General features: G+C 48.7%; 21 protein-coding genes. 18 read left to right on the plus strand and 3 right to left on the minus strand.

Annotated features, from left to right (window positions below):
• The first annotated feature begins 14 nt into the window (after positions 1 to 14).
• A complete protein-coding gene (locus tag ASG24_RS11930; protein WP_055871714.1) occupies positions 15 to 1,016 on the plus strand; it encodes an alpha/beta fold hydrolase in 1,002 nt (333 codons plus the stop codon).
• Between the two features lie 81 nt (positions 1,017 to 1,097).
• Here ASG24_RS11930 and ASG24_RS11935 read toward each other — a convergent pair whose 3' ends face one another.
• The gene (locus tag ASG24_RS11935) at positions 1,098 to 2,891 is read right to left on the minus strand and encodes an adenylyl cyclase (protein ID WP_235562413.1); all 1,794 of its coding nucleotides are present in this window, start codon (positions 2,889 to 2,891) and stop codon (positions 1,098 to 1,100) included.
• Positions 2,892 to 3,005: 114 nt separating this feature from the next.
• On the minus strand, positions 3,006 to 4,562 hold the full coding sequence (gene mqo / locus ASG24_RS11940) for a malate dehydrogenase (quinone) (protein ID WP_055871718.1): 1,557 nt from the start codon (positions 4,560 to 4,562) through the stop codon (positions 3,006 to 3,008).
• Positions 4,563 to 4,909: 347 nt separating this feature from the next.
• Here mqo and ASG24_RS11945 point away from each other — a divergent pair, with 347 nt between their 5' ends.
• The 5 genes from ASG24_RS11945 to cimA all read left to right on the plus strand — a co-directional run bounded on the left by ASG24_RS11945 (position 4,910) and on the right by cimA (position 10,601).
• Positions 4,910 to 5,401 carry a urate hydroxylase PuuD gene (locus ASG24_RS11945; protein ID WP_055871721.1) on the plus strand — a complete coding sequence of 164 codons (492 nt, stop codon included), beginning with the start codon at positions 4,910 to 4,912 and terminating at the stop codon, positions 5,399 to 5,401.
• Between the two features lie 61 nt (positions 5,402 to 5,462).
• Positions 5,463 to 6,653, plus strand: a complete 1,191-nt coding sequence (locus tag ASG24_RS11950) for an aspartate aminotransferase family protein (RefSeq protein ID WP_055872056.1) — start codon at positions 5,463 to 5,465, stop codon at positions 6,651 to 6,653.
• 21 nt (positions 6,654 to 6,674) lie between these two features.
• A complete protein-coding gene (argF, locus tag ASG24_RS11955; RefSeq protein WP_055831226.1) occupies positions 6,675 to 7,592 on the plus strand; it encodes an ornithine carbamoyltransferase in 918 nt (305 codons plus the stop codon).
• 171 nt (positions 7,593 to 7,763) lie between these two features.
• Positions 7,764 to 8,987 carry an argininosuccinate synthase gene (locus ASG24_RS11960; RefSeq protein WP_055871726.1) on the plus strand — a complete coding sequence of 408 codons (1,224 nt, stop codon included), beginning with the start codon at positions 7,764 to 7,766 and terminating at the stop codon, positions 8,985 to 8,987.
• A gap of 36 nt (positions 8,988 to 9,023) precedes the next feature.
• Complete coding sequence (cimA, locus tag ASG24_RS11965) at positions 9,024 to 10,601, plus strand: citramalate synthase (protein WP_055871730.1); 1,578 nt, start codon at positions 9,024 to 9,026, stop codon at positions 10,599 to 10,601.
• A 12-nt stretch (positions 10,602 to 10,613) separates the two neighbouring features.
• On the opposite strand, the gene ASG24_RS11970 is transcribed toward cimA, so the two are convergent.
• Positions 10,614 to 11,399 (minus strand): helix-turn-helix transcriptional regulator, encoded by a 786-nt coding sequence (locus tag ASG24_RS11970; RefSeq protein ID WP_055871735.1) that lies wholly within the window; start codon positions 11,397 to 11,399, stop codon positions 10,614 to 10,616.
• Between the two features lie 132 nt (positions 11,400 to 11,531).
• Between ASG24_RS11970 and leuC the strand changes: the two genes are divergently transcribed.
• The 12 genes from leuC to trpA all read left to right on the plus strand — a co-directional run bounded on the left by leuC (position 11,532) and on the right by trpA (position 24,024).
• Entirely contained in the window at positions 11,532 to 12,938 is a 1,407-nt protein-coding gene (gene leuC, locus ASG24_RS11975) for a 3-isopropylmalate dehydratase large subunit (protein WP_055831235.1), read from the plus strand.
• 13 nt (positions 12,939 to 12,951) lie between these two features.
• Positions 12,952 to 13,590: a 3-isopropylmalate dehydratase small subunit gene (gene leuD / locus ASG24_RS11980; protein ID WP_055871738.1), complete on the plus strand. Its 639-nt coding sequence runs from the start codon at positions 12,952 to 12,954 to the stop codon at positions 13,588 to 13,590.
• A gap of 170 nt (positions 13,591 to 13,760) precedes the next feature.
• Positions 13,761 to 14,831: a 3-isopropylmalate dehydrogenase gene (leuB, locus tag ASG24_RS11985; RefSeq protein ID WP_055831239.1), complete on the plus strand. Its 1,071-nt coding sequence runs from the start codon at positions 13,761 to 13,763 to the stop codon at positions 14,829 to 14,831.
• A gap of 103 nt (positions 14,832 to 14,934) precedes the next feature.
• Positions 14,935 to 15,246 (plus strand): pyrimidine/purine nucleoside phosphorylase, encoded by a 312-nt coding sequence (locus ASG24_RS11990; RefSeq protein ID WP_055831241.1) that lies wholly within the window; start codon positions 14,935 to 14,937, stop codon positions 15,244 to 15,246.
• 110 nt (positions 15,247 to 15,356) lie between these two features.
• Positions 15,357 to 15,851: a YajQ family cyclic di-GMP-binding protein gene (locus ASG24_RS11995; RefSeq protein ID WP_055831243.1), complete on the plus strand. Its 495-nt coding sequence runs from the start codon at positions 15,357 to 15,359 to the stop codon at positions 15,849 to 15,851.
• A gap of 17 nt (positions 15,852 to 15,868) precedes the next feature.
• The gene (locus ASG24_RS14465; protein ID WP_156376561.1) at positions 15,869 to 15,991 is read left to right on the plus strand and encodes an entericidin A/B family lipoprotein; all 123 of its coding nucleotides are present in this window, start codon (positions 15,869 to 15,871) and stop codon (positions 15,989 to 15,991) included.
• Between the two features lie 41 nt (positions 15,992 to 16,032).
• On the plus strand, positions 16,033 to 17,145 hold the full coding sequence (gene asd / locus ASG24_RS12000; RefSeq protein ID WP_055871740.1) for an aspartate-semialdehyde dehydrogenase: 1,113 nt from the start codon (positions 16,033 to 16,035) through the stop codon (positions 17,143 to 17,145).
• 263 nt (positions 17,146 to 17,408) lie between these two features.
• On the plus strand, positions 17,409 to 20,318 hold the full coding sequence (locus tag ASG24_RS12005; protein ID WP_235562415.1) for a FimV/HubP family polar landmark protein: 2,910 nt from the start codon (positions 17,409 to 17,411) through the stop codon (positions 20,316 to 20,318).
• A gap of 153 nt (positions 20,319 to 20,471) precedes the next feature.
• Positions 20,472 to 21,245, plus strand: coding sequence for a tRNA pseudouridine(38-40) synthase TruA (gene truA, locus ASG24_RS12010; RefSeq protein ID WP_055871746.1), 774 nt, complete (start codon positions 20,472 to 20,474; stop codon positions 21,243 to 21,245).
• 18 nt (positions 21,246 to 21,263) lie between these two features.
• Positions 21,264 to 21,905 carry a phosphoribosylanthranilate isomerase gene (locus ASG24_RS12015; protein ID WP_055871749.1) on the plus strand — a complete coding sequence of 214 codons (642 nt, stop codon included), beginning with the start codon at positions 21,264 to 21,266 and terminating at the stop codon, positions 21,903 to 21,905.
• 52 nt (positions 21,906 to 21,957) lie between these two features.
• Positions 21,958 to 23,160 carry a tryptophan synthase subunit beta gene (gene trpB / locus ASG24_RS12020; protein WP_055831253.1) on the plus strand — a complete coding sequence of 401 codons (1,203 nt, stop codon included), beginning with the start codon at positions 21,958 to 21,960 and terminating at the stop codon, positions 23,158 to 23,160.
• Between the two features lie 63 nt (positions 23,161 to 23,223).
• Positions 23,224 to 24,024, plus strand: a complete 801-nt coding sequence (gene trpA, locus ASG24_RS12025; protein ID WP_055831255.1) for a tryptophan synthase subunit alpha — start codon at positions 23,224 to 23,226, stop codon at positions 24,022 to 24,024.
• The last annotated feature ends 12 nt before the right edge of the window (positions 24,025 to 24,036 follow it).

Below are 24,036 nucleotides of genomic sequence, written 5' to 3' on the forward strand. Positions count from 1 at the left end.
ATGACAAAGGATAAATGATGAACTACACCAAATTTAAAATTGCTGTGCAAATTCCAGTATTACTGGCTGCGCTAATGACTTCATCAGTTTTGCCGGTGTATCAGGCAACGGCGGCAGAAACAGCAACGCAAGCTATCCAGAATGAAACGGCTGTTTCATATCACACGGTATTCATCGATGGCGTGAAAGTATTCTATCGCGAAGCAGGGCCTAAAAATGCACCTACAGTCCTGCTTCTGCATGGCTTTCCTACCTCGTCACATATGTTCCGCAATCTTATACCGCAATTAGCTGACCGTTATCACGTCATCGCGCCTGATTATCCCGGCTACGGTCAAAGCGATCAGCCAGCCATGGATAAGTTCAGTTATAGCTTCGACAACCTGGCTGCAGTAGTAGACAAATTAACCACTAAGATCGGTTTAAGCAACTATGCCCTCTATGTACAGGATTATGGCGCACCTATCGGTTACCGACTGGCTGCTGCACACCCGGAAAAAATCAGTGCCATCGTTGTGCAAAACGGTAATGCATATCAAGAGGGGATAGATAATCCTTTCTGGGAGCCGATCAAAGCCTACTGGAAAGATAAAACAGAAGCTAATGCAGCCAAGCTGCGCCCGCTGCTGGAAATTGGCGCTACCAAATGGCAATACACTGAGGGCTTTCGTGACCCGGCTAGGCATGTGAGCCCTGATACCTGGGTAATAGACCAGGCCTACCTTGATCGCCCTGGAAACAAGGATATTCAAGTTGAGATGTTCTACAGCTACGGGACGAATCCTCCGCTTTACCCGGCATGGCAAGCGTATTTCCGTAAACATCAACCACCCATGTTGATAGTCTGGGGTAAGAACGACAAAATCTTTCCGGCTGCCGGGGCATCGCCTTACCTGCGTGATCTACCTCATGCTGAATTGCACCTGCTCGATAGCGGTCACTTTGCTCTGGAAGAGGATGGCGAGGAAATTGGCAAGTTAATGCACAATTTCCTTGATCGCAAAGTCAAACGCTAAAAATGCAGTGAGCGGAAAATATTAATTATTTTCCGCTCACTGTTTGGATTCTAGATAAAGGAGGAAGCGACCAGTCTGCGCTTAGTGACTGACTATCCTGGATACATAATTTTTGTCATAAGCTTTTTCACCCTGGTCATTGAGCACATGGGTGATTTCCCCGGTTCCACCTAGCGACACACTGGTTATGTGATCAAAGTGAATGCCCGGGCCGGTTGGTGCTTCAATTGCGCTATGCAGTTTGACGCTGGTATTCACATCAAAGAAGCAGTAAATCCCCATGCCGATGGCTTTGTGGTGTTTGACATCGTCAGCGACTTTATAAGAGGCATAACCGTTGGTGCTGCCGTTCATCCAGCTTTGCTGGTTGGGCACATCATAAGGTGCTTCACTTTGATAAAAATAGACTTCGCCATTCTCACCATTCCATAAGGTTTGATAGTTGTGGAAGTGCTCCACAAACAAGCCGTACATGGTGACGTCATCACCATTCACGATAATGCCGTGTTTGGTTTTGTTGGTTTGCCAACCTATGCCATTGCCATGGTCACCGCGCCAAACCCATAAATTATCACCTATGACCTGATTGCTGTTCACAACCACACTATGCGTGGCATTGCCGACGCTGGCACCCCCAACCCTGAAAAATACGTCATGCAAGGTGCTCGGGTTTTGTGCATGGCTGACAGCCGTTTTCTTGTCGCCCAACTGTAGCAATATTTCAGAATTCTTTTCACCGGCATCAAATAGTATGCCGCTGACTTTGACGCCATCCACATCGGCCATTGTCATTGCGATATTGCCAGCAGTAGGCAGCAGGGTGGCGATGCCTAATCCCAGCACAACCGTATTCGGTTTTTTGATTTGGATTGGGGCATCAAGTTTGTAAATGCCTGGTGTCAGCAATAAATGTTTGCCCGTGTCCAATGCGGCATTGATGGTTTTGGCGGTATCTTTATTGGCTTTGGCAATATAAAACTTGTTTAGGGGCAGGCTTTCACCTGCTACGCGTTTGTCTTGCCAGCTGACTCCCTGAGTGTCCTTTCGCAATGCAGGAATAAAGACACTGTAATGGCCCACGCTATCAATGTTTAAAAATGGTTTTTCACTCACCCGCGGCGTGCGCTCAACCACAGTATAAGGCGGTGTAGGCCAGTTGTTGGCTTCGGGCGCATTTTTTACGCCTACGAAAACCATGTTCCAGTTTTGGTTAGTCCAGCTGCCCAGGGTGGAGTTGCGGGTAAACCATTGTTGCTGGGTGCCGGAATTGATCTCCTGATCAACCAGGCTGTCTGCCATAAATCCGCCACTCGACCAGCCGCCATTGTCATCCAGCAACATATTGCCGCGCACATGGATGCGGCGTAAAGGGGATGCCTGTGAAACCGCCCATTGCATGGTGCCGTTATCGGGCGTCACTGAAAGGTTTTCTACACTGCGCCAGAAGTTTTGCGTGGCATCACCACCATGCCAGGAGGCTTCCACCTGGATACCGCCTTGCAGCATGACATCATCGGGAAACTGCCCCAGACCTAATAGCTGGGTATAAAATCCTAACCTGACTTTGTTATGGTAAACGCCAGGCTTGAACAATACCGCATAGCGCTCAGGGCCGAACTGGTTAGCTTCCTGCTGTTTGAATATGGCATCCAGTTTGTTCTGGATATCACTCGATGGCATGGAAGGATCCATGATAATGACGTTCTCACCGAAATCTGGTGTTTGTGAAGGCGTATTTTGCGCTTCTGTTGCCTGGCAGCCAGCTAGCACCAGGCTGGCAAATAACGCAGAGGTCTTTGCACCAAGAGGAAGGTTGAAGGCTGGAAAATTTGAATAAGACAATGAAAAATAAGGCATCAACAAATGGGCTTTCATTTTTAAGTATTTGTAGGCTGGACCATAATATCGGCTATGAAATTCAATTTTTCTTATCATCCGTAAGCAGCTCATAACTTCAAATAAGTGAGTTTTGTTTGAAAAATCAATACCCTATGGCGCAAGCTTTAATGTGCTCAATGTATCTCGCCGAACACGGCCAAGCAGGTTTGCATCCTCAATCAGCGATTCTCCGTAAGAGGGAATCAGTGCTTTCAATGTGTCTTGCCAGGCTGGCGTTTGCATACGGTCGCCAAAACAGCGTTCGAGTACATCCAGCATGGCTTTGACACTCACTGATGCGCCTGGCGATGCGCCTAGCAATGCTGCCAGGCTGCCATCGGCAGAAGCCACAATTTCAGTACCAAACTCCAGCTTACCCCAGTGTTGATGGCAGCGTTTGATGATCTGTACCCGCTGGCCGGCATGCGCCAGCTTCCAGTCATGGCTATTCGCTTCCGGCAAAAATACGCGTAGTGCATTCATACGTTTTTCGTGGCCCTGGAATACTTCTTTAATCAGGTATTTTGTCAGGTCTACATTGTGCCGGCATACACCCAGCAGGCTTTTGATATTCTTGAATTTGACCGATTTGGCCAGGTCTAAGCGTGAGCCTTGCTTGAGGAAGCGGGTAGTGAAACCAGCATAAGGGCCAAATAGCAGTGCCGGTTTTCCATGGATCATGCGTGTATCCAGATGCGGAACAGACATCGGTGGCGCGCCAACTGCAGCCTGGCTGTAGACCTTGGCATGGTGTTTGTTGATCAGTGCAGGATTATTGCAGATCAGCCATTGTCCGCTGACCGGAAAGCCGCCATAACCCTGCGCTTCAGGGATGCCGGATTGCTGCAAGAGCGGCAATGCGCCGCCGCCAGCACCCAGGAAAACAAACGAGGCGTTGTATGATTGCGTTTGGCCTGAAGTTAAGTGCTGAATGTGCACCTGCCACGCACTTTGTTCTTTTAGGTGCTGCTGCTTCAGTTTGCTGACGCGCGATTGGGTCAGCAAGGTGAAATTGGAGCGTGTTTTTAAATACGCGACCAGTTGCCTCGTTAAAGCACCGAAGTTGACATCAGAGCCATGCCCGACATGGGTGGCAGACATATGATCTGCCTGCCTGCGGCCAGCCATCATCAGTGGCATCCATTCATTAAGTTTTTTTTCCTGGTTGCTCCATTGCATTTCGGCAAATAGCGGATGCGATTTGAGCAGGGCGTGACGTTGCCGCAAAAACGCGCTGCTTTGTTCGCCCCATACTGCGCTGAGGTGCGGCACGCGCTGTATAAAATCATCGGCGTTCAATACGCCTTCTTTCACCAGGGTTGACCAGCATTGCAGTGACACTTCAAACGCTGCATTGATTTCAAGCGCGCGGCGAATCTCAATGTCACCATTTTTGGTTTTGGGAGTGTAATTCAGCTCACAGTAACCGGCATGGCCGGTACCCGCATTGTTCAGGGCGTCCGAACTTTCCAGGGCCACATCTTCCAATTGTTCCACCATGCAAATGTGTAGTGCAGGGTCCAGACGATGCAGAAGAATAGCCAGGGTAGCGCTCATAATGCCGCCGCCAACAAGCAATACATCGATATGGTTTGTTGCCATGGTGTGTGAGTTCCTCATAGGGAGGCGCTTGAGTTTCAAACGCGCAATCATAATGCCGTCGCGCATTATAAATCGAAAAAGTCCAGCCATCATCTGCGAAATCGGTTTGGCAGGGCTGCATCAGGCTTGCCAACTTGTCAAATCAAGACTTTTGCGGTAATCTCCAGCATTCGCCAAACTGTGATTTCACAACAAAAAATGCCTGTATTAAAGGGCGGGTGAAATGACCGGAATTTGCGTCTTATTTGCTTTGAATAGGGCATGCAATATTCACAATAAACATGGCTACATACAAGGGGGAAAGTATGAAAAATCCATTGGAATCTGTCGCAGGTACTATCATTTCAGGGTTGTTATTAACCCTGGCACTGGTGTTTTTCCTTAAGAATTTTATCGCGGTCGGAGGCTAAACCATGGAACTGGTACCGGCTCTGGCACGATGGATACATTTCCTGGCAGGCATTACCTGGATAGGTCTGCTGTATTATTTTAACCTGGTGCAGATGGCTGCCTTGAAAGACGCGGCAGCGGATGGCACGGCTGCTGGCATCAGCAAACATGTGGCACCCAGGGCATTGCTCTGGTTCCGCTGGTCTGCCGTGGTGACCTGGCTGGCTGGTGCTGCTTTGCTGGGGGCGCATATGGGTGATGCTTTCATGCTGCGCAATGGTTTTGAAGTGATTGGTGTGGGTGCATGGTTAGGCACCATCATGCTGATCAATGTCTGGGTATTTATCTGGCCTAACCAGAAAAAGATTTTAGGTATAGTGCCTGCTGATGATTCAGCCAAGAATAAAGCGCGACGTGTAGCTATGCTGGCATCGCGCACAAATATGATGCTCTCCCTGCCGATGTTGTTTTTTATGGCGAATGGATTGAGTCATAGGGCAGTATTAGGATTTTAGAAGGTTCAAGACGTTTACGGCGGCTTGAGCCGCCGTTTTGTTTTTTGAAAAAGGGTTTGAAATGCATTCCGAACATTTAATGAACACCTATGGCAGGCAGCCGGTGACGTTTGTCAAAGGCGAAGGTGTCTGGTTGACAGACACCGCCGGTGATCGCTACCTGGACGCGCTGTCTGGCGTGGCTGTGAATGGTCTTGGTCATGCACACCCGAAATTTACCGCCGCACTCAATGCGCAAGTTGCCCGATTGATCCATGTCTCCAATATTTACCACATCGCCGAGCAGTCAACACTGGCAGATAAGCTGGCTGAGATTTCCGGCATGGATAAGATCTTTTTCTGTAACTCAGGTTGCGAAGCGAATGAAGCTGCGATCAAGCTGGCGCGTTTGTATGGGCACAACAAGGGTATAGATCATCCTGAAATTATCGTGATGGACCATAGCTTCCACGGCAGGACCATGGCGACTTTGTCTGCTACCGGTAACCGCAAGGTGCAAGCCGGTTTTGAACCTTTGGTCAGTGGCTTTTTGCGTGTGCCGTTTGATGACCTGGAAGCCATCAAAACCATCGCTTCACACAAAAACAATGTGGTGGCTATCCTGGTGGAGCCGATTCAGGGTGAAGGTGGCGTGCATATTCCCGCTAGCCTGAAAACCTATTTTCAGGGCTTACGCGAGATCTGTGATGCGAATGGCTGGTTGCTGATGCTGGATGAAGTACAGTCCGGTATTGCCAGAACAGGCACCTGGTTCGCTTTCCAGCATACGGGGATTGTGCCTGACGTGATGACACTGGCTAAAGGCCTGGGTTCTGGCGTGCCAATTGGCGCTTGTGTAGCGCGTGGTGCAGCGGCTGATACTTTTAGCCCGGGCAAGCACGGTTCAACGTTTGGTGGCAACCCACTGGCAACTGCCGCCGGGCTGGCGACGCTGAATATTATCGCCGAAGAAAACCTGCGCGAAAACGCAGAGACTGTAGGTAATTACATTAACCAGTTGCTCACTGATGCATTAAAAGGCCAGAAAGGCATCGTCCAGATACGTAATGCCGGCATGATGATAGGTGTTGAGCTGGATAGGCCTTGTGCCGAGCTGGTTAAGCAGGGCTTGGCGGCAAAGATATTGATTAACGTGACTTCTGAAAAAGTCATCCGCTTGTTGCCATCACTGGTCATGACCAAGCAAGAGGCCGAAGAGTTAGTTAATAGACTCGCTCCCCTGATTTTGAATTTTTTAAAGGCAAGCGCGTGAAGTAACTGGCGCTGAAATATCATGAGTATCAAACACTTTTTGCAATTTAACGATTTAGCGCGTGATGAGATAGAGCATATTTTTGCGCGCGCCAAATGGATTAAATCCCAGTTCAAAAATTACAAACAATACTGGCCATTAGTGGATAGGACGCTGGTCATGATTTTTGAAAAAGCCAGCACGCGTACGCGCCTGTCGTTTGAAGCAGGTATGCAGCAACTAGGCGGTTCAGCCATTTACCTGAATACGCGCGACTCGCAACTGGGCCGTGGCGAACCGGTGGAAGATGCGGCGCAAGTGATTTCACGTATGAGCGATATCGTCATGATCCGAACCTTTGAGCAAAGCATTATCGAGCGCTTTGCCCAGAACTCACGTGTGCCGGTGATTAATGGTTTGACCAATGAATATCACCCTTGCCAGATACTGGCGGATATTTTTACATTCATTGAGCACCGTGGTTCTATCCAGGGCAAAACTGTGACCTGGATTGGGGACAGCAACAATGTTTGCAATACCTGGCTGCAAGCTGCTGAAGTACTGGATTTCAACGTGCATGTGTCAACGCCTCCAGGCTACGAAGTCGAGTTTGAGCGTGCCAATCTTTACGGCACTGATCATTTCGAGTCGTTTGCTGACCCGATGGAAGCAGCACGTGACGCTGACCTGGTAACGACCGATGTCTGGACCAGCATGGGTTTTGAAGCTGAAAATGAAGAGCGCCGTAAAGACTTTGCCGACTGGCAAGTCGATGCCGACATGATGCGCGTAGCAAAAGCGGATGCATTGTTTATGCATTGCCTGCCTGCCCATCGTGGCGAGGAGGTTTCTGCAGAAGTAATTGATGGTTCACAAAGCGTGGTCTGGGATGAAGCTGAAAACAGATTGCATACGCAGAAGGCACTCATGGAGTACCTTCTCCTGGGAAAAATTCTTTAAGCGCTAGCTTAAGATGTGCAAGCTGTTTCGGCGCGAGCTAATCTTTAGGTTAAGCTTGGCGGCCATAGTGTTAACAGGCGGCATACCAAAAAAGCGTTGATGGAATATTTATTATTGGGAAAAGTGGCTTGATAAAACAAGCCTGATGATTTCAGTTTGGGATTTATTTAAATGAGCGATATTAAAAAAGCGGTATTGGCCTACTCCGGCGGGTTGGATACTTCCGTGATCTTGAAGTGGTTGCAAGACACCTATCAATGTGAAGTGGTGACATTTACTGCTGATCTGGGCCAGGGTGAAGAGCTGGAACCGGCGCGCGAGAAAGCGCAAAAGTTTGGCGTCAAGGAAATCTACATTGATGACCTGCGCGAAGAGTTTGTGCGTGACTTCGTGTTTCCTATGTTCCGTGCCAATACTGTATATGAAGGCGAATACCTGCTGGGTACGTCTATCGCACGTCCATTGATTGCAAAGCGCCTGATTGAAATCGCTAATGAAACCAAAGCCGATGCCATTTCACATGGTGCGACCGGTAAAGGTAACGATCAGGTGCGTTTTGAACTGGGTGCTTATGCGCTTAACCCGAATATCCAGATCATCGCCCCGTGGCGTGAATGGGATTTGTTGTCCCGCGAAAAACTGCTGGCTTACGCCGAAAAACACGGCATCCCGGTTGAAATGAAGCATAAGCAAGGCGGCAGTCCATATTCTATGGATGCTAATTTGCTGCATATTTCTTACGAAGGCCGTCATCTGGAAGACCCTTCTGCCGAAGCCGAGGAAGATATGTGGCGCTGGACAGTGTCGCCTGAGAAAGCGCCTGATGCAGCTGAGTATCTGGATATCGAATTTAAGAACGGCGATATCGTAGCCCTGAATGGCAAAGCTTTAAAAGCGCATGAAATCCTGGCAGAACTTAACCGTATTGGTGGCAAACACGGCATTGGCCGCCTGGATCTGGTGGAAAACCGTTATGTCGGTATGAAGTCACGTGGCTGCTATGAAACTCCTGGCGGTACCATCATCCTCAAGGCACACCGTGCGATTGAAAGCATCACGCTGGACCGCGAAGTCGCGCACCTGAAAGATGATTTAATGCCACGCTACGCCAGCCTGATCTACAACGGTTACTGGTGGAGCCCGGAGCGTCTTGCACTGCAAACATTAATTGATCACACGCAAGCGACAGTCAATGGCTGGGTGCGCGTGAAGCTGTATAAAGGCAATGTGATTGTGGTTGGCCGTGACAGTAAAACAGATTCGCTGTTTGACTCAACCATTGCTACCTTTGAAGATGACAAAGGCGCTTACGACCAGAAAGATGCCGGCGGCTTTATCAAGCTGAATGCTTTGCGTATGCGTATTGCAGCGAATTTGCACTTGCGTAAAAAATAACCCAGCGCAAAAAATGACCGCAAACAAATAATCCTTATGTCCAGGCAACGTGTGATTGCTTATGATTCAACCCTGCGCGATGGAGCACAAGCGCAGGGTGTTTCATTTTCAGTCGAGGATAAACTCAAAATTGTGCAACGCCTGGACAGGTTAGGCATAGGCTACATCGAAGCCGGTAACCCCGGTTCCAACCCAAAAGATTTAGAGTTTTTCGCACGCGTCGGCGAGCTGAATTTGCAACACGCAAAGATCATTGCGTTTGGTAGTACGCGCCGCATAGGTATTACAGCTGCCGAAGATAAAAACCTGCAGTCCTTGTTATCCGCCAATACTCAGGCGGTCGCCATTTTTGGCAAAAGCTGGGATTACCAGGTGACCGATATCCTGCGTACTACGCTGGAGGAAAACCTGGCGATGATAGGCGACACGATTGCCTTTCTCAAAGCGCAAGATAAAGAGATTGTGTTCGATGCCGAGCACTTCTACGATGGCTACAAAGCAAATCCCGAGTATGCATTGAATACCTTGCAGGCAGCGGCTGATGCCGGTGCGAATGTGTTGGCATTGTGCGATACCAATGGCGGGACATTTCCCAACGAGATTTTTGAAATCACCCAAACAGTCGTTACGCGTTTCCCCACTTTAGAAATCGGCATTCATTGCCATAATGATTGCGAGATGGCAGTGGCAAATTCTGTCGCTGCGGTGCAAGCAGGTGCAGTGCAGGTACAAGGCACAATCAATGGCATCGGTGAGCGTTGTGGCAATGCCAATCTGGTGTCCATCATTCCAAACGTGCAGCTGAAACTAGGGCTGGAATGCATTTCTTCAGCCCAGTTGGCTGAACTCACAGCCGCTGCGCGCTTTGTAAGCGAAGTCGCAAACGTCACTTTTAATGATAAAGCACCCTATGTCGGTCATGATGCTTTTTCTCACAAAGGCGGTATGCACATTGATGCTGTGAATAAAAACCCCAAGTCTTATGAGCATGTCAGCCCGAATATGGTCGGCAATGAACGCCATATTCTGGTGTCCGAGGTGGCAGGGCGCGGGGCGATTCTGAATAAACTGCAACAGATAGATCCGACCCTGACCAAGGAGTCTGATGAGGCTATCCAGATACTTGAACACCTGAAAGCACTGGAGCATGAAGGCTACCAGTTTGAGAGTGCAGAAAGCTCATTTGATTTGCTGATGCAAAAGCTGCTGGGTAAGTTTCAACCGTTTTTCAGGTTGAAACAATATAGTGTGTACATTCATGAACCATCGATAAATGGCATCAACTCTTCAGCTACCGTGCATATTTTTGTTGATAACCAGGAAGCGGAAGTGACCGCTTATGGCGATGGCCCTGTGTATGCACTGGATAAGGCGATGCGCAAAGCACTGGAACCTTTTTACCCCATCATCAAAGACATCAAACTGATAGATTATAAAGTACGTGTGCTGGATTCGAACCTGGCCACGGCGGCTAAAGTGCGGGTCATGATCGAATCTACTGACCAGCAGACCAACTGGACCACGATAGGCGTCTCATCAGACATTCTCGAAGCTTCATGGCTGGCATTAAAAGATGCGATTGAATACAAGCTTTTCAAGACGAAAAAGGTGTAATTCCATTCATTGTCAGGTGGGTTGCAGTAACACCAGTTTAAGTTGCTCCTGTTCAACCAGTCTCAATGTTACTTGCTGAAACTGGATCAATCCTAAATCAGGATGCTGAAATTCACGTTTTCCGCCTTGTCTTTCCAGCACATCATGCTGTTTCCAGAAGCGGTCAAATTCAGCGCTACTGGTACTCAGTTCATCCACTAGCTTTTTCACTTCGGGTTCTTCCAACCGCGAACGGCAATCGGCCCTGAATTCGGCGACAAGGCGACGACTACGCATCTCCCAGCTAACAACAAATTGCCTGGCGGCAGGATTGGCGAACACAAACCGCAGCAGATTAGGGTGCTGACCTTCGGGCCATTGGATATCCAGCAATCCGCTAAACAGGTTGGTCGCGGCCTGATTCCAGGCCAGGATATCCCACGTGCGACCCATGATGTAAGCGGGGACCTGTATCTGGCTTAAGATACCCACTAATGTTTCAGGGGCGGTATCGACTTCGCTCTGATGCGCCTGCGGATCGCGCCGGTCGGCCATATCAAATAAATAACTGCGCTCGGTTTTGCTGAGTTTTAAAGCAGTCGCTAGTCTATCCAAGGCTTCTGACGACACATTGATTTCGCGTGCCTGTTCAATCCAGGTATACCAGGTGGCACTGATGCCGGCCAGTTGCGCGACTTCTTCACGGCGCAGGCCTTGCGTGCGGCGGCGAGAGCCTGAGGGAAAGCCGAATTCTTCAGGGCTACCGCGCTGGCGCATCGCTTGCAGAAATTCAGCCAGTTCCTGACGTCTTGTATCCATTTGATTTTATTATCCTATTAGTGTCAATACTAGTATAAATCATCTTCTTGTAAGGGTATTAAAATTTAGGTATTCTGCGCGTGTTTTATCAATTTATTAAGATTTGATAGCTTGGATTTGAAAGGAACAGTCATGGCAGGCAAAACGCTATACGACAAATTATGGGATTCACATGTGGTGCGTGAGGAACCAGACGGCACCTGTCTGATTTATATTGATCGCCATCTGGTGCATGAAGTCACCAGCCCGCAAGCCTTTGAAGGGCTACGCATCGCTGGCCGTAAGCCATGGCGCAACTCATCCATCGTGGCTAACCCTGATCACAACACGCCAACCAAAGATTGGGATAAAGGGATTGAAGACCCAATCTCGCGCCTGCAGGTGGAAACACTGGATAGCAATATCAAGGAATTTGGTGCCTTGGTGTATTTTCCTTTTAAAAACAAGGATCAAGGTATTATCCATGTGATTGGGCCTGAGAACGGTACGACCCTGCCTGGCATGACAGTGGTGTGTGGCGATAGCCATACTTCAACCCATGGTGCATTTGGTGCGCTTGCTCATGGCATAGGCACTTCTGAAGTTGAGCATGTGATGGCTACGCAAACACTGGTGGCTAAAAAGTCCAAACGCATGCTGGTGAAAGTGGATGGTCAACTTGGCAAAGGCGTGACTGCTAAAGACGTTGCGCTGGCGATTATCGGCAAGATAGGTACCGCCGGCGGCACTGGTTACGCCATTGAGTTTGGTGGCGAAGTCATCCGTGGTTTATCCATGGAAGGCCGTATGACGCTGTGTAATATGGCGATCGAAGCAGGTGCACGTGCCGGTATTGTGGCACCGGATGAGAAAACCGCTGCTTATCTTGAAGGCCGTCTGCATGCCCCAAAAGGTGAAAACTGGACCAGGGCGGTGGCGTACTGGAAAACTCTGCAATCCGATGCAGATGCACAATATGATGCGGTAGTTGAACTGAAAGGTGCTGAAATCGCGCCACAAGTGACCTGGGGTACTTCGCCTGAACAAGTGTTGCCGATCGGATCGAATGTGCCGGATCCGCAACAGGAAGGCGATGCGACCAAGCGTACCAGTATCGAAAATGCGCTGAAGTACATGGGACTGGATGCCAATACACCGCTTGATCAAATTCGGCTGGATAAAATATTTATTGGATCCTGTACCAACTCGCGTATTGAAGATCTGCGCGCTGCAGCCAGTGTTGCCAAAGGCAAAAAAGTCGCTGGCAATATCAAACTGGCGATGGTAGTGCCTGGTTCCGGCCAGGTGAAACGCCAGGCCGAGGCTGAAGGCCTGGACAAAGTATTTATTGATGCAGGTTTTGAATGGCGTGAGCCAGGCTGTTCCATGTGCCTGGCGATGAATGCTGACCGCCTGGAGCCGGGTGAGCGTTGTGCTTCAACCTCTAACCGTAACTTTGAAGGCCGTCAGGGCCCTGGTGGACGCACGCATCTGGTCAGCCCGGAAATGGCAGCAGCAGCTGCGATTGCCGGTCATTTCGTTGACGTGCGCAGCGTATAAAGGAGAACACCCTATGAAAGCATTTACCACTATTAACGGCCTGGTTTGTCCTCTGGATCGTGCCAATGTCGATACCGATGCGATTATTCCAAAGCAATTCCTGAAATCCATCAAACGTTCAGGCTTTGGCCCGTACCTGTTCGATGAATGGCGCTATACCAACTACGGCGAACCTGGCATGGATTGCAGCACACGTCCTTTGAATAAGGATTTCGTGCTGAACCAGCCGCGCTATCAAGGTGCGCAAGTATTGCTGGCGCGTGATAACTTCGGTTGTGGCTCATCACGTGAGCATGCGCCATGGGCGATTGAAGACCAGGGTTTCCGCGTGATTATTGCGCCTAGTTTTGCCGATATCTTCTTTAATAACTGTTTCAAAAACGGTATCTTGCCGATAGTCGCTTCAGCCGAACAAGTGGATATCCTGTTCAAAGAGTGCCTGGCAAATGAGGGTTACTCGCTGAACGTCGATCTGGTTTCACAAACGGTGACTACGCCTTCAGGTCAGTCATTCAGCTTTGAGATCACCCCGACCCGTAAGCACAACCTGCTGAATGGCCTCGATGAAATCGGCCTGACCTTGCAGCATGCGGAAGAGATCAAGGCATTTGAGATTAAACATAAAGCCGCCCAACCCTGGCTATTCGCTTAGAAACCATATAAACCTGCTGTGCAATTGATTGACTTCGTTACGCGGTGCTCGAAATTCTCATGTACTTTTGTACATTCCGGTTTCTGTGCTCCGGGTGCCTTGTCACTCAATCGCTCGCGACGGTTTCTGATGGCTTCTCACATCATAGAATAATTATTTAGGATAAACCTATGGCATTAAATATTGCAGTTTTACCCGGTGACGGCATCGGCCCTGAAATCGTTGCACAAGCCTTGCGCGTGCTGGAAGTATTGAAAAAAGATGGTCTGGATATGACCTTCACCGAAGCTCCGTTAGGCGGTCAGGCTTATGACCAGTACGGTCATCCATACCCTGAGTTTACGCAAAAAATCTGTAGGGCCGCGGATGCCGTATTGCTGGGCGCTGTTGGTGGCCCGCAGTATGACACTTTAGACCGCCCATTGCGTCCTGAGCGCGGATTACTGGCTATTCGTAAAGACTTGGGTTTGTTTGCCAATCTGCGTCCGGCAGTGCTATTCCCGGAACTGGCGAATGCTTCCACCCTGAAACCGGAAGTGGTTGCCGGCCTGGATATCATGATCGTGCGTGAACTGACCGGTGATGTCTATTTCGGCCAGCCACGTGGCATTCGCACTAATGAAGAAGGCGTGCGCGAAGGTTTCAACACCATGATCTACAGCGAGCCGGAAGTACGTCGCATTGCGCATGTGGCGTTTGAAATCGCCATGAAGCGTGGCAAAAAACTGTGTTCAGTCGATAAAGCCAATGTATTGGAAACCACTGAATTCTGGAAAGAGATCGTGATTGATGTCGCTAAAGAATATCCGGAAGTGGAATTAAGCCATATGTATGTGGATAATGCAGCCATGCAGCTGATCCGTAACCCTAAACAGTTTGATGTGATGGTGACGGGCAATATCTTCGGCGATATCTTGTCAGATGAAGCTTCCATGCTGACTGGCTCGATTGGTATGCTGGCGTCTGCTTCGCTGAATGAGAGCAAGCAGGGCTTGTACGAGCCATCACACGGTTCTGCGCCGGATATCGCTGGTAAAAACCTAGCGAACCCGATTGCGACTATTTTGTCTGCGGCCATGATGTTGCGATACAGCTTTGATAACGAAGCTGCAGCGACCCGCATTGAAAATGCAGTGAAGAAAGTGTTGGCAGCAGGCTACCGTACCGGTGACATCTATGAAGAGGGCACCAAGCGTGTATCCTGTTCTGAAATGGGTGACCAGATCGTGGCTGCGATGTAAACGGGCAGCGCGCGCCTTGCATTGCATCGCGCTCGCTCAGTTTTCAGGTGTGATATAGTCGCGCTTTTATTGGCGACACATTGAAATTAATCAGGAATTTAAAATGGCACAATTTGATAATGTCAGTGTTAAAAAGAAAGCAAACGTTTATTTTGATGGCAAGTGTGTGAGTCATACTGTGCTGTTTCCGAACGGTACACGCTGTACCGTGGGTGTGATTTTCCCGAGCACTTTGACCTTTAATACCGGCTCGCCAGAGTTGATGGAAATCAATGATGGTGTCTGTAAAGTGCGCTTGAAAGATGAAGAAAACTGGACCACTTATAAAGCAGGTGAGAAATTCACTGTGGCGGGTAATTCGTCTTTTGATATTGAAGTGTTAGAGACCGTAGACTACGTCTGCCATTTCGAATAATTGTGTGATTGCTCGGCAGAGCGGTGTTGTTAGCGCTTGTCGTACTTAATGTTAATGTACTGCCTGCGCGCTAACGCCTTGCTCTGCCATCGCTTGAAAGGTTTTCAAAGATGCCCAGTTTTGATATTACTTCTGAAGTTGATATGGTCAACTTAAAAAACTCGATTGATGCTTCAATTAAACAGATCACCAATCGTTACGATTTCAAAGGTACATCTGCCAAAGTCGAATTTAACGAAAAAGACAAGGTCATTACCTTGTTTGGTGACAATGATTTTCAACTGGACCAGATAAAAGATATTTTGCTTCCAGCAATGGAAAAGAAAGAACCGGAGTCTTCCAAGCGACTTGAACACAAGGACGTACAAAAAGTCTCAGGTAACAAGGTGAAACAGGATCTGCGCGTGCAAGATGGTATTGATAGCGACTTGGCCAAGAAAATCACCAAGCTGATCAAAGACAGCGGAATGAAAGTGCAAGCCACTATTCAAGGCGATACAGTGCGGGTTAATGGTGCCAAGCGCGATTTATTGCAGGATGCCATTGCGTATGTTAAAAAGAGTGTGACGGATTTTCCGTTGAAGTTTGGTAATTTCAGAGATTAATTTTAAGGAGAAAATAAATGAAAAGGTTAATGATGCTATTGGTTGTGACGATGGTGTTGGCAGGTTGCAATACCATGAACGGTGTGGGCAAGGATATGGAAAAAGCTGGTGAAGCTGTGCAGAAAAAGGCCTCCGAATAATGTTTTGATGCCGGGATGACCGGCGAGAATAACGAGATCACATGTTAAAAGTAGGGTTTGTAGGTTGGCGCGGTATGGTGGGCTCTGTGCTCATGCAACGCATGGTGCAAGAGAAAGATTTTGCAGATATTGATCCGCAGTTTTTCACTACATCACAAACGGGTGGAGCTGCACCCAAGGTTGGCAAGGATTCGCCTGCGCTAAAAGATGCCAAGGATATTGCTGAACTGAGCAAGATGGATGCGATTGTGTCTTGCCAGGGCGGTGATTACACCAGCGAGATTTTTCCGCAGTTGCGCAGCAGTGGCTGGAACGGTCACTGGATTGATGCCGCTTCAACTTTGCGTATGGAAAAAGATGCAGTAGTGATTCTTGACCCGGTCAATATGCATGTGATCAAGGATGCATTGAGCCAGGGTGGCAAAAACTGGATTGGTGGTAACTGTACGGTTTCCCTGATGCTGATGGCTTTGAACGGTCTGTTCAAGGCGGATCTGGTGGAATGGGCCACTTCGATGACTTACCAAGCAGCTTCAGGCGCCGGTGCGCAAAACATGCGTGAGTTAATTTCACAAATGGGCGTGATTCATGCATCAGCGTCGAATCTGTTGGGCGATCCTGCTTCTGCGATTCTTGAGATTGATAAAACTGTAGCCGATACAATTCGGAGCGCTGATTTACCTACTTCTAATTTTGGCGTGCCTTTGGCTGGTAGCCTGATCCCGTGGATTGATAAGGATCTGGGTAACGGCCAAAGCAAGGAGGAATGGAAGGGCGGTGTAGAGACCAACAAGATTCTGGGTCGTGAAGCCAACCCGATTGTGATTGATGGTCTGTGCGTGCGCATTGGTGCAATGCGTTGCCATTCACAAGCCTTAACCCTGAAATTGCGCCAGGATGTGCCGCTGGATGAAATCAACCAGATGCTGGCAGAAGCCAACCAGTGGGCCAAAGTGATTCCTAATGAACGCGAAGTCAGCATGCGTGAATTAACGCCTGCGGCCGTGACGGGTACGTTAACAACCCCGGTTGGCCGTTTGCGCAAGCTGGCCATGGGTGGTGAATACCTGTCAGCTTTTACCGTTGGCGACCAGTTACTCTGGGGTGCAGCAGAACCTCTGCGTCGTATGTTACGTATTCTGGTTGAAGCTTAAGTAATTAATTAAATTGCAGCCCGTAAAGCCATGATTTGTTAATAAAATCATGGTCTTTTCGGGCTTTTGTTTTGCATGCATTCAGGTTTAATGGATGATAGAGTCCAAGCAAGGTAAGTTTGTGGCATGCAGGGTGGCAATTGGCGTGCTTGCGTGGCTTACTGATTGATGCTATGTTGACAATCGCCATGAATGACAAGGGTTAAACGGTGCCTAAATTTAAATTAAAAAAATTAGCCTTTACATTAAGTCTGGGGTTGAGCTTGAGCGCAGCAATTGTTGCGCACGCTGCAGGTCTGGGAACAATGACCTCCACTTCAAAACTGGGGGAGCCACTGAATGCAGAAATTGAATTGCTGGCGGTTGCGCCAGGCGAATTAAACAGTATCCAGGCCGCGCTAGCCGCTGATCAGGTATACCAGGATCAGATGCTGGAAAAACCTGCTTCTTACCCATATATTCAGATTGAGGTTGGCAACAATAGCAAGGGTCAGCCCATCCTTAAACTCACCAGTTCACAACCGATTACCGAAGCTTTCCTGGATATGCTGATCCAGGTAGATTGGCCGACCGGGCGACTGGTCAAAGAATACACCCTCTTGCTGGATCCTCCAGGATTCAATTCTAACTACGTGTCTGAATCATCAGGGTTGCCCGTGACTGGTCAACCGCAAGCCCCCGCTGAAACAGCTAAAGTGGAACCGGTGCCTGCAGCCGACATTGAACAGCCTGTTACAAGCAAGCCTGCTTCGAAAAAGTCGCCAGCTAACCGTGCCGTGGCTCCCAAGCCAACGCCCAAACCTGAACCATCAGCTGAAAACGTTGATACGCCGGACCCACTCACCACTGACCGAGGTGATACGCTGTATGCCATCGCGCGCCAAATGAAACCGGATAATGTCAGTGTCGAGCAAATGCTTGCAGCGCTTTACCGCTCAAACCAGGATGCGTTTGATGGTAAAAATATGAACCGTTTAAAAGTGGGCAAGATCATCCGCATGCCGGATCAAGACACTTTAAATGCCATCAGTCACCAGCAGGCTAAAAATCTGGTGGCCGAACATAATACAAATTGGCTGGCGTATAAAAATGCCTTGTCTAATGTAGTGGAAAAATCTGCTGCCAGTGAAACCGGCGGTAACACCCAGCAATCCGCTGGCAAAATTGGTAGTGCACAGGACAAGCCTGTACCACAAATACCAGCAGGCAAAGATACACTGAAGCTGTCTGCCGGCGATGAAAAGTCTGGCACCCAAACCGATAAAGCCGCTTCTAAAGCTTCGGAAAATGCTGCCAAGGAAGAAGCCATCGCTAAAGAAAACGCTATCAAGGAAGAGCAATCGCGTGCCGCAGCGCTTGAAAAACAAGTCGCCGACATGAAAAAATTGGTAGAGATGAAAAATAATGCCATGGCGCAGGCGGAGAAAAATGCTGCACAAGCTACGGCTCCTGATACCAAAACACCTGAAACCCAAGGCCCGGAATCCAAAACTGAAGTACCTGCCACTCAGACCACTGAAACGCCTGCAGTACCCGCCGAAAGCAAACCGGCACCCGCTGTTCAGGATTCGCCTAAAGCGAATACAGAATCTGTTCCGGTTGAGCCTGCTATTGAAGCAGAGCAGCCTTCTTTCATGCATGTGCTGATGGCGCGCTTGAAAGGAATCAGTCCCGTATTGCCATGGGCCTTGATTGCCTTACCTATCTTGATTTGTGTCTGGGCACTGATTCGCATTCGCCGTAAAAAAGAAATTGATACCTTTGAAGATGCGATCCTGACTTCACCAGCGACTGAAATGCAGAACAACACTGTATTTGGTGATACCCAGGCTGCTTCTGGTGACACCTCTTTCTTGACCGACTTCTCGCAAAGTGGTGTAGGCGGGATGATCGACTCACACGATGTTGACCCGATTGCTGAAGCCGAAGTCTACATGGCTTACGGTCGTGATGCGCAGGCAGAAGAAATTCTCAAGGATGCGATTCAAAAAGATCCCGAACGTCAGGAGCTCAAGTTAAAGCTGCTTGAAATTTACCAAAGCACGGCTAACAAGGGAGCATTTGAATCATTGGCTGGGGAGATTTACGCCAATGTCGGCCCTAATGACCAGACCTGGTCCAAAGTAGTGGCGATGGGGCAGAAGCTGGATCCTGAAAATTCACTTTACCAGATGCCGGCGCTTGATAATACCGGCCTCGAAACACCCGTGGTTGAAGCAGATAGTGCAGATCAAGGCTATCACTTCAATTTTGAAGCGCCAGCGCTTGAATTCGAACCATCTGATAATAGCAAAAAAAATAATAATGATAATGCGGGCAATGCAGGCGTAGAAGTTTCGACTGAAGATTCATCAACCGTAAATACATTGACTGAACCCTCACTGACAGAAACTAAACCGGAAAAATTTGCAGAATTACAAACAGACTTTGATAATCCTGGTAACAAACCTGCAGATAATTTGCCGGAATTGCTAGAAACGCCTTCAGACGATTTAATCATCGAGCCTGTTCAGCAAGAAAATATTCTGGCTAACGAAAAAGTACCTCAGTCCGAGGACTCAGAGAAACCAGACCTTACTACTGAACTACGCTTTGAAGAAAGCTCTGAAAAAGAAACAATTGAGCAGACATCGGTGCCAAATGCAGTGGTTGATGCAGAGCTAACACCAAAAGCGCTGGACTTACCCTCCCTGAATCTTGATGACGAGTCTTCAAGTTCAATCAGAGATAATCAGGCTGCTACACAGGCGACAGGTGAGCAGAAGCTATCATCGGATGATGCTGTGTTTGAATCTCTACCTGAGCTTTCGCTGGAGCTGGGAGGGCCAAATGATACGACTATCAAGACTTCTGAAGAAGATGATGCACTCGATATCGATGATATCCGCCTCGACAATGTGGATGACGAAGTGCTCAGCCGCGTACCTGCCGAAACCTTCAGTAGCGAGACCGCTTTCCCTGAAATTTCACTGGATGTCACAGAAAAGCCTGAGGAAAGCCTGGTTGAGTTTGATGGTGAGCCAGAAGAGGTTAATACCAAGCTGGATTTGATCCAGGCCTATATCGATATGGAAGATATGATAGGCGCCAAGGAATTGATCGAAGAAGTGCTTACCGAGGGTGGTGAACGCCAGCGGCAACGAGCTAGTGAGTTGCTTGCAAAAGTTGCATAAAACAAGGCCGGGTTTTCCGGCCTTTTTGTTTGAAGATGAAGTAGACGCATAGCAATGGTATGGATCAGCCAAAAGCCAGCACCAATAAGAAAATATTGATTCAAAGCTTTGCGCTATTAGGTGTTATACCTGACAGCCCTTATACTATGCGCCATGAAAATTGCGATTGGCATTGAATATCATGGTGCTTATTTTCAGGGATGGCAAAGCCAGCCTAATGGCCGTGGGGTACAGGATGCAATTGAACATGCCATAGCAATGGTTGGTGGTGAGCCGGTAAGACTGCATGCGGCTGGCCGGACTGATACCGGTGTCCATGCGTTAATGCAGGTTGCCCATTTTGAAACGACGGTAGTACGGCCGCAAAGTGCCTGGGTTCGTGGTAGCAATGCGCATTTGCCACCATGGATACGTATCTTGTGGGCGCGCGAAGTCGCTGATGATTTTCATGCCCGATTTAGCGCCAAGGCACGCAGTTACCAATATGTGCTCTATAACCATGCCGTGGCACCAGCGACCCAGCACGGTCGTGTAGGCTGGTACCATAGACCGCTGGACATTGCACCGATGCAACTTGCCGCCGAATTCTTATTAGGCGAGCATGATTTCAGTGCGTTTCGCGCCAGTGAATGTCAGGCGAGTTCCCCGATACGCACCATGCACCGTGCCGAAGTAAACCAGCAAGGCAAACATATAGTTTTCAGCTTTCAGGCAAATGCTTTTCTGCAACACCAGATACGTAATGTCGTCGGGGCATTAATCTACGTCGGTCAAGGCAAACTGACGGTCGCCGAATTTGCTGAATTGCTCCAGCGTAAAGATAGAACGCTTTCACCACCCACGTTTATGCCAGATGGCTTGTACTTTACGGGCGTGACCTATGATACGCATTGGCAACTGCCACCCTGTGAAACAAAGTGGGACTAAATAAGGTCCATGAAGCATATGAAAAGAACCAGAGTTAAAATTTGTGGCATTACCAGGCATGAGGATGCTTGGGCAGCTATTGATGCAGGAGCTGATGCTCTCGGATTTGTGTTTTATGCGCCAAGTCCGCGTGCTGTAAGCGCAGCCCAGGTGCAGGCTATCATTAAAAATTTACCGCCTTATGTTGGTAAGGTTGGCCTTTTTGTGAATGCTTCTGCCAGCGAGGTGCAACAGGTGATAGATACGACTTCTCTGGATTGCCTGCAGTTTCATGGCGACGAAGCGGCGGACTATTGCGAGAAATTTAATCTGCCATATTACAAAGCAATCCGCGTCAAACCGGATGTAAGTTTGGTACAATGCGAGCTTGATTTTGCGTCGGCTTCCGCCTTATTGCTGGATACTTTTTCAGAAAAAGCAGTTGGGGGGACAGGCCAGACATTTGATTGGGGATTGATCCCTGCCGGGTTAAAAAAACCACTGGTTCTGGCTGGTGGATTAAATCCTCTGAATGTCGCTGATGCATTGCAACAGGTTCAGCCTTATGCCGTGGATGTGAGCGGTGGTGTAGAGGCGCAAAAAGGGATTAAATCCCCAGAAAAAATAGCAGCATTTATGCAGCAGGTTACCCAATACGATGCAAGACGCAATGCAGGTTGAGAAGGTATGCACTGGGGCGGTTTGAATAACAGAACGATATACGGAGTAACGCATGCAAGTGTATGACATGCCAGATAAACATGGCCATTTTGGTCCATTTGGTGGAATTTTCGTCGCGGAAACTTTGGTAGAAGCACTGGAAGAGCTGCGGCTGATGTATGAAAAGTATCGCCATGATCCCGAGTTTTTAGCTGAATTTGCTTACGATCTCAAACATTTTGTTGGCCGTCCAAGCCCGATTTATCATGCCAAGCGCTTGTCTGATAAAATCGGCGGCGCCCAGATCTACCTTAAGCGCGAAGATTTAAACCATACTGGCGCGCACAAAATCAATAACACCATAGGCCAGGCTTTGTTGGCCAAACGTATGGGTAAGCCGCGCGTGATTGCAGAAACAGGCGCAGGGCAGCATGGCGTGGCAACCGCTACCATCGCTGCTCGTCTGGGCCTAGAGTGCGTGGTGTACATGGGCGCCGAAGATGTGAAGCGTCAGGCGCCTAATGTATTTCGCATGAAACTGCTGGGTGCGACAGTTATCCCGGTTGAAAGCGGCTCTAAAACCCTGAAAGACGCACTGAATGAAGCAATGCGTGACTGGGTTACTAATATCTCCAATACGTTTTACATTATCGGCACAGTTGCCGGTCCGCATCCTTATCCGATGATGGTGCGGGATTTCCAGGCGGTGATCGGTATTGAAGCCAAACAGCAAATGCAGGAAATGATGGGTCGCCAGCCTGATGCTGTGGTGGCCTGTGTGGGCGGTGGTTCCAATGCGATGGGGATTTTCTATCCCTACATTGATGTTGAAGGCGTGCGCCTGATTGGCGTAGAAGCAGCAGGGCATGGGCTTGAAACCGGAAGCCATGCTGCTCCTCTAACTGCGAACAGCCCAATTGGTGTATTGCATGGCAACCGTACTTACCTGATGCAGGATGAAGACGGCAATATCGTTGAAACACACTCTATCTCAGCTGGCCTCGACTATCCGGGAGTAGGCCCGGAGCATGCATGGTTAAAAGATATCAAACGCGCTGAATATGTGGCGATCACAGATGACGAAGCCATGCATGCATTTCACCAGCTCTGTCGTACCGAAGGCATTATTCCGGCAATGGAATCAAGCCATGCCTTGGCTTATGGAGAAAAACTGGCTAGAACAATGTCACCGGACCAAGTGGTGCTTGTGAATCTGTCAGGACGCGGTGATAAAGATATTAATACCGTTGCTAAGCTATCTAACATCACACTCTGATGCAGCCAATTAGCTAGTCCAGACTATCAATAGCCCATCCATTAGAAAAAAGAATTTTTTGCTATGTCACGCATTCAATCCGTTTTTGCTGAATTAAAAGCGCAAGGTAAAAAAGCGCTGATCCCTTACTTCACCGCTGGAGATCCACACCCAGACCAGACCGTACCTTTATTGCATGCTTTGGTTGACTCCGGTGCCGATGTGATTGAGTTGGGCGTGCCTTTTTCTGACCCGATGGCAGATGGCCCGGTGATTCAGCGTGCAAGTGAGCGTGCGTTGATGCATAAAATGGGCTTGCGCAAAGTGCTGGCGATGGTGAAAGATTTCCGCGAAACCAATCAGAAAACCCCCATTGTTCTGATGGGCTATGCTAACCCTATCGAGGCAATGGGTGTATTACAGTTTGTGAATTTAGCCAAAGAAGCAGGTGTCGATGGCGTATTGACTGTTGATTACCCGCCTGAAGAGTGTGAAGACTTCAATAAGCAACTGGCGGCAGCCGGCATTGATAGTATTTTTCTGCTGTCCCCGACTACCGAGCCATCGCGTACCGAATTAATTGTCAAGCAGGCAACAGGTTTCCTGTATTACGTATCGCTTAAAGGCGTTACCGGCGCAGGTAATCTTGACATCGTTGAAGTAAAAAAACGTGTGGCTGAAATCCGTGGTAGTACTGATTTGCCTATTGGCGTGGGATTTGGCGTGAAAGATGCAGAGACTGCACGTGAGGTATCTGCGATTGCTGATGCGGTAGTGGTAGGTAGCCGTATGGTGCTGGCAATCGAGCAGTCAGATGAACACAATCTGATTCCGAATGTGCAAGCCTTGATGAAAGAATTACGTACTGCGATTGACTCCGTTTAGGGGCATCACATT

Source organism: Methylophilus sp. Leaf414 (assembly GCF_001425425.1).
Lineage (GTDB): Bacteria > Pseudomonadota > Gammaproteobacteria > Burkholderiales > Methylophilaceae > Methylophilus.